Source organism: Ruegeria sp. CDSC042 (assembly GCF_059610745.1).
Genome location: NZ_JBXWOF010000003.1, coordinates 25,501 through 38,523 on the forward strand (window position 1 = coordinate 25,501; position 13,023 = coordinate 38,523).

Below are 13,023 nucleotides of genomic sequence, written 5' to 3' on the forward strand. Positions count from 1 at the left end.
TGGGATCGAAGCGGTCGGTGCGAGTTCTCAAACACCTTTGCCCGGCGTCTCAGTGGTCAGAGCGCCGGGGAAATAATTCGAATAATGATGGCCAGACGGGCATACATGGCCGCGCTTATAGGACGCCCACAGCTAATGGTCCAGAGGTTCCGCCCCTTGTGGCGATTGGCGCAGCTTTGCCCAGCGATTCAGCCACGCCAAACCGGCCAGTGCAAGCCCCAGCACCAGCAGCGAAAAGACCCGGATCAGGCCGCCCAGCCCGGCGATGTCGATCAGAAATACCTTTGCCACGGCCAGTCCGATCACAACCAGCCCCACTTTGCGCAACAGGTCGGACCGACGGGCCAAAGATTGATAAAACAGCGCCGCGCCTGCAATCAAAAGGGCCAAGGTATAGGTGTAAAGCTCTGGTTGGCTGACCCCAGCCTCGGCATACATGCCACCGGGACCCTGCCAGAAATGGCGAATAGAAGCACCCAGCCAATATGCTGCAAGCGCACCCGCAAGACCGAAACAGCCCTGCCGCAACCAAACCGGCATCTGTTCAATGCGCCAGGCTGACATGGCAAGGACCCCGGCAGGAAGAAGGTAGGCTATGGCAAGCGTGTTCATCAGCGCAGGCCCCAACACGGGATCACTGTGCACATAAAGAACGGGATTTGCCTCGGTCAGCGCTTGCGCGAGTCGGAACAGGGCATGGGCGGCAAAGAACGTCGCCAGCCCATAGCGAACATAGTTCAACGGCCCGCCCAAATCGAACCGCCGTATCTGTGCCGCCGCCAACAGCAGCCAGATCACCGCCATCAGGCCCAACCCCCAATGGCTATCCTCCATCCCGCCTTGACCGAACCCTTCCAGCCAGCGCAGCAGCAGCAATGACAGCAATATCCCCGCGGTTGCCCAGGCTGCGCTTTCCAGCAGCAAGATTGCAACGGGGCGGTTCAATCCCCGGATCAGGCCCCAGGCGAGAACATATCCAAGGGTGGCGGCGCCATAGACCAACGTCATTTCACCGACCGGCACCGTATTGGCCCAGTACAGGCCCGGGTTTAGGATTAGCCGCACAGTCACCGTGAAGACCCCGGCCCAGATAAACCAACTGAGCTGAGGCAGGTTGAACCGACGATCCAGCGCGGCAGCGGCTACAACGGTCACAACCAGCGCAATCGTCAGGGCGCCAGAACTCAGCACGATGACACAGGCAAATGCAAGACAGGACAGCGCGGATAACGTGGCCAGCGCAGAACGTATACGTTGTTCACCATCCACGCGCGCATAGCGTTCGGCAAAGACCACCATCAAGGCACCCAGAGCCATTGCGTGCAGCCCCCAGAAATACGCGCCCAAAACCTCGGCCGGGCGCCAAGCGATCTCAAGAGCGATGGCAAGTATCGGTGCGGTTATTACCGCCCCAGCCGCCCAGACCACGCCATAGCGCCCCTGCTGCATCGACCGCCACGCCGCCGCAACTGACAGGGCTGCACCCAGTGCCACAAGCAATGTCACGACAAAGGGAAAATCCGCCTCGGGCGTTTCGGCATAGGTCTCAGCAAAACGCTGTGCGACTTTGCCACGATCCCACCCCTGGAGAAATACGAGCGAGACAAGGCCAACAATCGGGAAAACACTGATGTCCTGAAGTGCCCTCGCCCCGCTTGTCCAAACGATCATCGCAAAGGCCAGACCAGCCAAAAGCGTCAGGCTCAACCAGAACTCACCGGCGGAATCCGGCCAGTGCAGCGCCAGGATGGCCGAGCTGACCGCAACCGCACCAAATGCCAGACGCGTCGGAAACTCGGGCCATGCCTCGCCGCTTTGGCGTCGGATCATTTCGCTGACCATCGGGCCGGTGTGATCAGGCCAAATTCGCCGGACCGGAATCGCAATAGTGATGAGCGCAAAGGCGGTGATGCAGGTCAGATAGCCCGGCTCTGTCATCGGTTCCGACAGGACCAGCAGCAGACACGAAGAATAACCTCCGACCAGTGTCAGAACCGAAATCCAGGCCCATCGGCGGACGGTGTCTATGCCCAGGCCCAGAACCGTTATGGTTAGGAAGTAGCCATATAACCAGGTCGGATCATCCGAAGAGCCACCGACCAAGAATGGGGAGGCAAAGGCACCTGTCAGTCCGACAGCTGCCAATAGCGGACCATGGAACCAGCCCAAAACCAGCCCGACAGATGCAACGCCAATCATGGCGACAAGCGCAAATTCAGGGCCGATCAAGCCATATAGTTGCCGCGCCGCCAGAACGCCGCCAAACAGTGTGACCAGCCCCGCGCCTGAGAACACCGAGGGCAAATAGGCGCTCGCGGAGTCCACGCCATCGCCATAGCGCCTGCGAATGACCTCTCCGCTGACAATCAGCGCCGCGCCAAACAGCAATGCGGCAACGACACGTGCCGACGGCGGCAGCAACCCGTTCTCGACGCCGTATTGCACCAAGAAAATTCCCGCCAGTGCCAGCGACAGTGCCGAAACGACATAGAACCAGTTTTCCTGCAGCCATTCCTGCAGCAACGCGAAACGGTCAGAGCTGAAAACCAGTGCTTCTTGAGGAGATTGCGGGGGGATTGGCTGTTCGGTCTCAGGTTGGTCGGCTATCGGCCACACTGGAGGCGCTTTGGTCGGAATATCCTGCGCCTTGGGCTCGGGCTCTGTCGCGGGTTCTGGTTCAGTATTGGTGCCTTGTTTCAGTGACAGGATGTCCGCCTCTAACCGGACGACCCGCCGCCGCAACCGAACCTGACTGACAAGCAGCAGCACAATGGCCAAAGGAATAGCCAGCGCAACCAACGCAAGAAGGACCAGAAGGGATTCCAACCTGTTTCTCCTATCAAATTCTCTGCAGGCTAACCTGATGCATCAGGTAGAAACAGTCCGGAATACCGTCCTGCATACCGCGACATGGCCTGAAATCAAAACAGGTCTATCGAAGGGCGGGAAATCATGAGCCAGACTATGGCCAAAACGGCCAGAAATGCGGGGATCCCACATGCAAACCAAAGCCGGAACAATATGAAATACGAACGCGGCAGAGCAGTATCGCGATCTGCCGCCTCTTGCGCGAGGTTCCGCATCTTTATCTGCATCCAGACGACCGGCAGCCAGAAAGCTCCGGTCAGGACATACAGCAATAGGGACAGCAGCACCCACCCCTCGGTCAGTGACCAACCCAACCTATAAGCCAGCAGGCCCCCAGAAATCGGCTGTACAACAACGGCGGTTGTGGTGAACAGCATATCGGCCAGCACCACGATTGCCGCCGTCTGGGCGATGAAACGCGGGTCGCGTGACCGATGGGCCATCAGCATGAAGAATGCGATTCCGGCCCCGGTTCCCAACAAGACGCAAGCCCCGATCACATGAAACCAGCGCAAGATCAGATCCGGGTCCATCATCGGCTTTTCACCATTGGCAGTGCGACCAGAGACAACATGATCGCGGGCATGACCTTAACAAGCGGTCCAAGCGGGTCGAGCCACAAGGCAGGAGCCGTAATTGAGGCCGCCAATAGGTAGAAAACCGCCACACAAAGTTGAGCGATGCAGGCGCGTTCTGCCCATGGTCGCCAAAGGATCGCAAGCCCCAGACCGATATCGACACATGACCAGAACAGCACGCTGGCCACAGCGGCACCACTGGTCCAGCCTGCGACGGTCAGAACCTGTGTGGCCTGCGACAAGGCCAGCACTCCGAAGACACCTGAGAGGACCCAGAACAGGCTGAGCGCTGCAACCGTCAACGGCATCAGCAACGATATTCGTGCTGCCAACCTGTGTTCGCGTGAACAGGCCATGCTGCGGTAAATCTCGGGCATTGAGCGCATGGATTGACCTGTAACCTTACGATATGGGGCCGGGTCGCCCGGCACGCCGCTAGCCATGACTGTCATTGCGTTGCTGCGCAGGGGCGACCGCCACCCCAAGCGCCCAAGTTGATCGGCGCAACCGGCGGCGAACTTAGCAACCACAGCCGGTGCCGTTATCCGAACACGTGCCTTAGGGAACCCCATCCAACGGCGGGTTTCGTCCAGAACCTCGGACAGCGAATGAGCCTGATCCTCGACCAGATCATAGGTTCCCTGTGGCAACGTCTCATCAATGGCCGCCGCCACGGCGCTGCACAAATCGGCCAGTCCAACACATTGAACCAGCGTCTGCGGAAAGGCGATCGGTTGCACAAGCGGAATTGCGGCCAGCATGCGCAACAAGGTCGTTCCACCATAGTCAGTCTGCCCGATCACAAGGCCCGGCCTTAGAATCCACAGCCGCACACCACTGGCCTGCAAGGCGGAATCCCCGGAGGCTTTGGTGCGCATAAATTCCGTGTCGGCCTCTGGGCTGCTTCCGGTTGCAGAAATCTGTATCACGGCAATGCCGCGCGCGGCGCAGGCCTGCCCGAGGGCGGCAATCGCAGTGTGATGCACCGCCTCGAGATCGTCCTTTGGTCCGTCCTGCAACGCCCCGGCGCAGTTCACGATACAATCAAAACCTGACAGAATTTCCCGCCAATCGTGTGGGTGCGTGAGCTGGCGCAAATCTCCCTGAGCCAAAGACATCCCGGGCAGGATTTTCTCACCCAGGTTTGTATCGCGCACAAGGCCGCATACATTGGCACCTCGATCCGAAAGAGACCGCATCATCGCCGCGCCGATAAACCCATAAGCGCCTAGAACAAGTATATTTTTCCCAGAACCTTGCATCGGGCACCTTACCTGCTGAAGTTGCGCCCCAACCTAGCGGGTCGAGCGGCAGCCGTCTGCGGCACCGGGCAAACTGCGACAATTCCGACCGCTAGGGGTGAAACAGTGAACCGACGAAATAGGCGATTGCGGCAGCGGCCCCACCAATCAGCAGCGTTTCGATCCCTGACCGCCACCACGGAGCCAGCGACCAGCGGCTTTTGAGGGCACCAATGGCAAAGAAAACACCCATCGTCATCCAGGCCGAAGCAGCAAATGCCCGGTCCACCGAAAACAGAAACGGCAAAAGCGGAACCATGCCGGCCACAAGAAAAGCAAAAAACGTCGCCACCGCAGCTTTGCGCGGATGCGGATCGACGCTGCCCAGGCCATATTCTCCCTCGATCATCAGGTCGATCCAGTTGTCATGGTTTTCCGTGATCGCATCGGTGGCTTCGTCCAGCACACGGCCCGACAGTCCTTTCTGGGCTAAAATCTCGCGCACCTCGTTCCGTTCACCATCGGGGTAAAGATGTATATGACGCTCCTCGATCGCGCGAATGCGCCGGATGTTATCCAGTTCAGCCTTGGTGCCCGAGTAATTCCCCGCCGCCATCGAAAACCCGTCAGCCAGCACATTGGCCAGCCCCAGCGCTATGATGATGAACGGTGACAGCCCCGCCCCGGCAACGCCCGCAACGATGGCAAAAGTGGTGACTGATCCATCGATCCCGCCGTAAACCACATCACGCAAAACGCCACGCCCCGGCGGCGCGTTGATACGTGCCGCGATTTCTTGCTGGCTGTGTCCATGGTCTGTCATGGGTGCCTCCTGCTTTGTTATGATGCGCGGCTGGCAGGAACGCTTTGTCTCAGGTCAAGTTTTCGAAAACAGCCCCGCCAGCGCACGCTTGATCATCGACCGGGTCGAGGGCTTGTGACGGTCCGAGAACGGTAAAGGACGGCAGACCTCCATCGCGGCCACGCCGACGCGCGCGCTAAGCGCCCCGTTAACCAGGCCTTCGCCAAACCGCCGCGACAGTTTGCTTAGGACAGAGCCGCCCAGCACCGGTTCCAGCAAGTCATCGCCCATAGCCACGGCGCCGGTTGCAACCAGATGCACAAAGACCGCCCGGGTCAGGCGCCAACTGCCCAGAAAACCGGCCCGCCCACCATAGATCTCGGCAACGCGGCGGATCATCCGCAGCGAAGCGGCCAAAGCCGTCGCCACATCCGCAAGAGCCAAAGGAACCAGAGCGGTCACCGTCGCGACCTGACGCGCGGCGGCCTCGACTTCTCGACTGGCCGCGGCATCCAGAGGGGCCAGCAGCTCATCCTCGGCCAGAGCCATCAGATCTGAGGCATCGAAAGGCTCAGCGATTCGTTTGGCCAGCCTATCGCGGCCCCATCGAACGTCCTCGCGCCCGTTGTAAAATGCCAACAACCGGTTGGTTACAGCGCGGGCTTGCGTCAGATCCGCCTCTGCCAACGCGGTGTCTGCGGCGCGACGGATGCCATCCACACGCGAAAGCCGCCCGATCGCAGCAAGTTCCCGCAAAGCGATGATCAGGGCAACCAGCAGCAACGCGCCAATCAGACCAGTTACAACCCATCCCAAAACCGGCGCGCGCAACAGCAAAGCGGTCACAAAATCCCATGCCGCCACCGAGACAACCGCGCCGATGACCGCTGCCGCCAGTCCCCAAAACCAGCGTGACAGGGCCGACGGTTTCCGTGCAGCCAGACGCGCGGCGGCCTGCATCGCCTTCCCCTGTGGTTCGCCCGCATCCGGAACGGGCGGTGCCAAAGCGACATCCGCAACAGGTTCCTCGGGATCAAGATCGATCAGAACCGGACCCTTAGCCATCGGCTGCCCCCTCTCCGTTCCAGACAAATTTGATGTCCGGCAGGTTTTCGTCATTATCGGCCCCGTCACCGCGGGCAATCTCGGCAAATCCGTTGCGCTCGTAGAATCTTCGCGCGCCATGGTTGGCCTGAAAGGCGAACAGGGACAGCTTTTGTCGGCCAGATTTCGCCTGATCCAACAGGCGCTGCCCAATGCCCTGATTGCGCGCTGACGCACGCAGGTAAAGCGAATGGACCTCTGAACCATTCAATGCCAGAAAACCAACTACACCATCCTCGTTTTCAGCAACGGTGATCCAGTCGCGATCAATCATCACGCCGCAAAAGGCGATGGTTTCGGCACAGGAATGCAGCTCTGGCATCCACTCATTTTCACAAGCAAAACCATGCAGGATTTTCCCCGTCGCGCCAGCATCCGTGCTGCGCGCAGGGCGGAGCGTTACGGTCATAACCGGTCTCCGATCAGGAACTGGGCCGCGCGATCAAGTCGGATATGGGGCGGGCCGTCACCCGATCGCAGGGTCAGGTTCGCAGGCGCAAAACTCATGAACCCATAGTCTTCGCCCAGCCAGCTTTCTGCTCCGCTGCGGGCTGCCCCCAACAAATGAGCCGGGTCTTCGGGCAACTCACCGGGGTAGAAGGCCGCCTGCTTGCCGTCAAGCAAAGTGCCCCGCACGCAGGCAAGCGGCACTCCTTCATGGGTTCGCATCTCTTCGGTTGTTGCCCGCAAAGCCGCCAGTGACACAGCCGAGGTCTCGGCCCCGGCAAAACTGGCGCGGTCACGGGCGTCGCGGGTCAATGCCTCCATGATGCTGGTCAGACGTGGATGCTGCAGGTGGTGCAAATGATCGGCCTTGGTGGCGGCAAATAAAATGCGCTCGACCCGTTTGCCCAGAAGATACTGGCTGAGCCACGCGTTGCGCCCCGGACGGAAGGCCGACAGGATATCTCCCATCGCTCGGCGCATATCCTCAACCGCTTTCGGCCCTTTGTGAATCGCACCCAGCGCGTCGACCAGAACAACCTGTCGATCGATCCGGGCAAAATGTTCGCGAAAGAACGGTTTGACCACGCGCAATTTATAGGCTTCGTAGCGCCGCGCCATTTCGCGGTGCAGGCTGTTACGGGTGGCGACCCCTTCGACTGGCAGCGGCGCGAAGGTCAGAACCGGTGATCCCGCCAGATCACCCGGCAACAGGAACCGTCCCGGCGTACAATCGTAGAACCCGGCATCGCGCGCCGTGTTCAGATAGCCCGAGAACGCCTGCGCCAAAGATTGCGCCACCGGCTCATCATGTTTTGCCTCCGGCGCGACCGCTTTGGCCTGCGCCAGAAACTCTTGTGCCTCGGCCCGCTCTGTGATGCGGGTCAGCGTTTCGGTTGACCAGTCGTCATATGATTTGTCCAGCAGGGCCAAGTCCAGCAACCATTCGCCCGGATAATCCACAATATCCAGATGCACGGTTCGCGGCCCCTTCAGGCCAGACAGCAGACCGGCAGGGCGAACCTTGAACGACAGGCGCAGCTCGGACACGGCGCGGGTGCTTTCGGGCCAATGCGGGTTTGGCCCGGTCAGCGCAGCAAGATGGTTTTCATAATCGAACCGGGGCACGGTATCATCAGGCTGCGGCTGAAGGTAAGCTGCGTTGATCCGTCCCTCATGCTGCGCAACAAGGCCCGGCATTCGCCCACGGTCCAGCAGGTTTGCAACAAGCGAGGTGATGAACACCGTTTTGCCCGAACGCGCTAACCCGGTGACACCAAGGCGGATGACCGGCTCGAACAGAGCTTCGGAAACGCTGTCGCCCACGGATTCCATGCCGCGGACAAGACTGTCTGCCATAGATGAGATGACCAAGCCGTCGCCCCGCTTTTATCGTTTCGCTCAAGATAGGTAGCCACCGTCCGACATGCCAGCGCTTTCCGGCCCCTTGCCCGCCGTCGCGCAGCACGGTACCAGCAGCCCATGCCCAGATACGCGTTGAAAGTCGAATATCACGGAAAGCCGTTTGCCGGGTGGCAGAGGCAGAAAGATCAGCCCTCGGTTCAGGGGGCGATCGAAGAGGCATTGTCGCGGATACAACCCGGGGACCACACGATCGCTGCGGCGGGTCGCACCGATGCCGGTGTCCACGCGCTAGGACAGGTCGCCCATTGCGACCTGATCAAGGAATGGGACCCTTTCCGACTGTCCGAAGCGCTGAACTATCACCTCAAGCCGCAACCAGTGGCCATCGTGAAAGCCGCACGGGTGGACGATGACTGGCATGCGCGGTTCTCGGCGCTTGAACGGCAATATCTGTTTCGCATCCTGATGCGCCGCGCGCCTGCAACCCATGACGCGGGGCAGGTTTGGCAAGTTAGTCACCCGTTGGATATTGATGCGATGCAGGCCGCGGCGGACATGCTGATCGGACGGCATGATTTCACCACGTTCCGGTCCACGATCTGTCAGGCGACCAGCCCGGTCAAGACGCTGGATGAGTTGCGTGTGGAACAGGTGCAGGGCTTTTCAGGTCCCGAGGTTCATTTCCACGTCCGGGCACGTTCGTTCCTGCACAATCAGGTGCGAAGCTTTGTTGGCACGCTGGAACGTGTCGGCGCCGGGTCTTGGACGCCCGAAGATGTGCGCGACGCGCTGCAAGCTGAGGATCGTGCCGCCTGCGGGCCGGTTTGCCCGCCACAGGGGCTGTATCTTGCGCGGGTCGGCTATCCGAACCCGGTGTTCGACTAAAGCGCGCGCAGTAAAAGGCCACCAGCTATCACCGCAATCAGCAACCCGGCGACCAGTTCGATGGTTGGGGCCAGCACCTGTGCAAACCGCGTCGCTGAGGCCGAGGCCAGCATCCCCCCGCGCAGACCGAAAGAGGTCCACCCTACCAGAGTGGTGACAGTCGCAGTGCCCAGCGCCATGCAGAACGCCCCGGCGATGCCAACGATGGCGATGCCCATCTGCCAGGTCAGGATCAACACAAACAGCGCCCCGGTACAGGGGCGTGCGGCGATTCCAGCGATCAGCAACGCCGCCTCGCGCAGGCTACCGACCTGCGCCACCTCATCCGCAGACGGACCATGCCGGTGGCCGCAATCCGAACAGGTTTCGTGATCGTGGTGATGATGATTTGCGCCGTGATCCCGGCTGCGTTTGGCAAAGCTCCGCAAGGCGCGAAACACTAGCCAAAGCCCGATCGCAGTGATCGCCCCATAGCTGACTGGGGCCATGATTTGCTCCGTTGTGTCGACCAGTCTTTCCCGAGACATCTGGAACACCAGCACACCGGCATAGACCAGAACAATCGCGGTTACGGCCTGTCCAAGGCTGGACAACACACTGATCGCTGAAAGCCGCCAGAACGCCACACGCCGGCCAAGCCCATAGCCACCGATCAGGACTTTGCCATGCCCAGGACCGATGGCGTGGAAGAACCCGTAAGCGAAGCACACCGTCAACAAAGTCATGACCGCCTGAGGTTGTTCGGCGCGGGCAGCGCGCAGAGACCGCGCAATCTGGTTCTGAAATGCACGCTGTTCACCGGCAGCCCATGCCGCAAGTTGGTCAAACCCGCCGCTGAACCAGAACCAGAGCAGAACTCCGACCGCCAGAACAAACGGGACAATTAGGTATTTGGACATGAAATACGGATCTCGGTTGCAAAGTTTTCGCCCACCATCGGGATGTCATTTTCCTCAAGGTCGTAATTGGCATCCAGCGTCAGCAGAAACGCCTGCATTTGGGCAAGCTGTCCGTCGACATCCGGCTCGACGCGGTCAATCTGGCAGGTCTTACTCCCCGAAACCGTCACCGGGCGCGTCAGGTCATATGCGGTGTAATATGTCTCATCAAACGCCTTCACCGATAAGGCGGTGGCCGGTACAGGCCCCCCTTCGACACTGCGCAGATGCGAGGTCACGATGCGCCCGTCCTCCATCAATGCTTTCGGCTCAAGTGGGCCAGAAAGCGGCAATACCTCAGCCTCGGACCAGACGACCAGATCGCCGTTATAGCCTTGATCCCACTGTGCATCGAACCCGGACAGGAAATCCTGTTCGCTTTCACTTAGAAGACCGTCGCCATCCTGATCCAGCTTCATGTCTTCGAGGACAAGCAATGAGTAGAACTCGTCATAGGCCCAGGTCACACGGACATGGGTCAGCTGCCCGGAATCGTCCACAATGAATTCCAGCCCCGTGTCGATAAAGACATGCGGGTGCGTCATCGCCGGGATCGGCAAACAGCAGGTCACTAGGGTCACAAGCCAGCGCATGGGCGAAAGATAGGGTGTCGGCCTGCGCCCGGCAATCCCATTTGGGCCGGGCGCGCAGAAGCTGGCCGATGGCTCAGGCAGGTGGGAACAACACAAGGGTCTGCAGGGCTGTTCCAACCGGCCCTTCGGTGTCATACAAAACCGATTGCGACATGCCGATACCCGAGGGCTGCCAATGGCAGACAGACTCGGAGGCCAGCCAATCCGAGACCGGCTCGCGGTGCACCTGAATCGTCAGATCGGTATTCATGAACCCCATCTCGGTTGTGGGGGCATTCCACGAAATGCCATTGCCGCAATCAGCCAGTGGACACAGCGCCTGAATCGGAGATTGCACCTCGTCCCCAAGCAGCGGAGGCGTGCGCATCCAGATCGTTTTGGGACCGACGCCCTGATTTCCACCCTTGGGATAGAGGACATCGGAATAGGTCGCGAACCCCGGAAGATCGTGCCGAATTTCGCCGATGGGAAATGGGCCGTCTACCGAGTCCGCCAGTTGCGGAGATGAGAGAGCGACATTGGGAACCGGGCCAAGGTCGCGGCGGGCAAGGTGCATAGTTGTGGCTACGGCGCATAAAGTGTTGTCCAGATCGTGCACAGTAACCCGAGTGGTCGCCAGCGTTCTGGTGTGCCGCATCGTCTCTGCCGCAACCCGCAACCCGGACAGGGGCAGCGGGCGCAGCAGATCGACCGTCAGCCGGGTCAGCATCTTGTCCGGTCCAATTTCAGATTCCGCGGCGCGCACGATCAGACCGCTGACCGGACCAGCATGGCAATGTTCGGCAGACCACGGACCCCGCGCCGGGTCATTGCCGACAAAAACCCCATCCGCGCGAAGTCTGAAATAGGGCAACCTGAACATATCAGATTTCAAATCCACTTGGGACCTCAGACCTTTTCCTGTGTATGCTTTTTCAGCTCAGTCCGTGCGACCTGACGACGATGCACCGCGTCCGGCCCATCGGCCAGCCGCAGGGTCCGTACATGCGTCCACGCGGTCGCCAGCGGCGTGTCCTGACTTACCCCTTGCCCGCCATACATCTGCACCGCCTCATCAATCACTTTCAATGCGACCCGCGGTGCCACGACCTTGATCTGGCTGATCCATGGGGCCGCCGCGCGCGCATCGCCCTGATCCATGTACCAAGCAGCCTTGAGGCAAAGTAGCCGGGCCATTTCGATCTCCATCCGGCATTCGGCTATGATATCGAAATTCGCCCCAAGCTGCGCCAGCTTCTTGCCAAATGCTTCGCGTTGCAGCGACCGTTTGCACATCTGCTCCAGGGCCATCTCTGCTTGCCCAATAGCGCGCATACAGTGGTGAATGCGTCCCGGCCCCAATCGACCCTGAGCGATCTCGAACCCGCGCCCTTCGCCCAGCAGGATATTCTCGGCAGGCACCCGGACATTGGTAAAGCGAATATGCATATGCCCGTGCGGCGCATCATCATGGCCGTAGACTTCCATCGGGCGCAGCACCTCGATCCCGGGCGTTCCCGCCGGCACCACGATCATCGACTGGCGTTTGTGAACAGGCAAGTCATCACCGCCAGTCCGGACCATGACGATATAGACCTTGCACCGCGGATCACCGGCGCCTGAGGCCCACCATTTCTCGCCATTCAGAACGTAGGAATCGCCGTCCAGCACACAGGACATCGAAACATTGGTGGCATCAGACGAGGCGACATCCGGTTCGGTCATCAGATAGGCCGAACGGATTTGCCCATCGAGCAGCGGCTTGAGCCACTCTTGCTTCATCTTTTCGGACCCGTACCGCTCGAATACTTCCATGTTGCCCGTATCTGGGGCCGAACAGTTGAAGATTTCGGCACCCAGCGGGGTCTTACCCATTTCTTCAGCAAAAAAGGCGTATTCCACAGTTGTCAAACCCAGCCCTTTTTCACTGTCGGTCAGCCAGAAGTTCCACAATCCCGCCGCCTTGGCCTTGGCCTTCAACCCTTCAAGGATATCCGCCTGCCGGTCGGTATATTGCCAGCGGTCACCTTTGTTGATTTCAGCATGGAACTCTTCTTCCAGCGGCATGACTTCATTTCGGATCATCTCTGTTACGCGGGTCAGCAGTTCGCGGTTTTCCTCGCGCAGGCCGAATGACATGTTCATGAGTTTTCTCCTCCGCCCCGACACACGGGCATTACCTTTGGGCCGAGAATGACTTAGCCACCGTCATGATGTCCAGTTGGG

General features: G+C 59.9%; 12 protein-coding genes. 1 reads left to right on the plus strand and 11 read right to left on the minus strand.

The window, feature by feature from the left end:
• Positions 1–132: 132 nt before the first annotated feature.
• The 7 genes from AC2FHX_RS07875 to AC2FHX_RS07905 form a co-directional block, all read right to left on the minus strand.
• Positions 133–2,826, minus strand: coding sequence for a DUF2339 domain-containing protein (locus AC2FHX_RS07875; protein WP_496701065.1), 2,694 nt, complete (start codon positions 2,824–2,826; stop codon positions 133–135).
• 95 nt (positions 2,827–2,921) lie between these two features.
• Positions 2,922–3,401 (minus strand): DUF2269 family protein, encoded by a 480-nt coding sequence (locus AC2FHX_RS07880; RefSeq protein ID WP_496701455.1) that lies wholly within the window; start codon positions 3,399–3,401, stop codon positions 2,922–2,924.
• A complete protein-coding gene (locus AC2FHX_RS07885; protein ID WP_496701067.1) occupies positions 3,401–4,708 on the minus strand; it encodes an SDR family oxidoreductase in 1,308 nt (435 codons plus the stop codon). The genes AC2FHX_RS07880 and AC2FHX_RS07885 overlap by 1 nt, the downstream gene beginning before the upstream one ends.
• Positions 4,709–4,799: 91 nt before the next feature.
• Entirely contained in the window at positions 4,800–5,510 is a 711-nt protein-coding gene (locus tag AC2FHX_RS07890) for a VIT1/CCC1 transporter family protein (protein ID WP_281973820.1), read from the minus strand.
• Positions 5,511–5,564: 54 nt separating this feature from the next.
• Positions 5,565–6,554, minus strand: coding sequence for a YcjF family protein (locus tag AC2FHX_RS07895; RefSeq protein WP_281996070.1), 990 nt, complete (start codon positions 6,552–6,554; stop codon positions 5,565–5,567).
• A complete protein-coding gene (locus AC2FHX_RS07900; protein WP_496701069.1) occupies positions 6,547–7,002 on the minus strand; it encodes a GNAT family N-acetyltransferase in 456 nt (151 codons plus the stop codon). Before AC2FHX_RS07900 ends, AC2FHX_RS07895 begins: the two co-directional genes overlap by 8 nt.
• The gene (locus AC2FHX_RS07905; protein WP_496692324.1) at positions 6,999–8,411 is read right to left on the minus strand and encodes a YcjX family GTP-binding protein; all 1,413 of its coding nucleotides are present in this window, start codon (positions 8,409–8,411) and stop codon (positions 6,999–7,001) included. The genes AC2FHX_RS07900 and AC2FHX_RS07905 overlap by 4 nt, the downstream gene beginning before the upstream one ends.
• A 108-nt stretch (positions 8,412–8,519) precedes the next feature.
• Between AC2FHX_RS07905 and truA the strand changes: the two genes are divergently transcribed.
• Positions 8,520–9,287: a tRNA pseudouridine(38-40) synthase TruA gene (gene truA / locus AC2FHX_RS07910; protein WP_496701071.1), complete on the plus strand. Its 768-nt coding sequence runs from the start codon at positions 8,520–8,522 to the stop codon at positions 9,285–9,287.
• On the opposite strand, the gene AC2FHX_RS07915 is transcribed toward truA, so the two are convergent.
• From AC2FHX_RS07915 to AC2FHX_RS07930, 4 genes are all read right to left on the minus strand, one after another.
• Positions 9,284–10,186, minus strand: a complete 903-nt coding sequence (locus tag AC2FHX_RS07915; RefSeq protein ID WP_496679194.1) for a nickel/cobalt transporter — start codon at positions 10,184–10,186, stop codon at positions 9,284–9,286. The two genes, truA and AC2FHX_RS07915, sit on opposite strands and share 4 nt — an antisense overlap.
• Positions 10,171–10,818 (minus strand): DUF1007 family protein, encoded by a 648-nt coding sequence (locus AC2FHX_RS07920; RefSeq protein ID WP_496701073.1) that lies wholly within the window; start codon positions 10,816–10,818, stop codon positions 10,171–10,173. The genes AC2FHX_RS07915 and AC2FHX_RS07920 overlap by 16 nt, the downstream gene beginning before the upstream one ends.
• Before the next feature lie 73 nt (positions 10,819–10,891).
• Positions 10,892–11,698 (minus strand): thioesterase family protein, encoded by an 807-nt coding sequence (locus tag AC2FHX_RS07925; protein ID WP_496701075.1) that lies wholly within the window; start codon positions 11,696–11,698, stop codon positions 10,892–10,894.
• 8 nt (positions 11,699–11,706) lie between these two features.
• Positions 11,707–12,942, minus strand: coding sequence for an acyl-CoA dehydrogenase family protein (locus AC2FHX_RS07930; protein WP_496690484.1), 1,236 nt, complete (start codon positions 12,940–12,942; stop codon positions 11,707–11,709).
• Positions 12,943–13,023 lie beyond the last annotated feature (81 nt).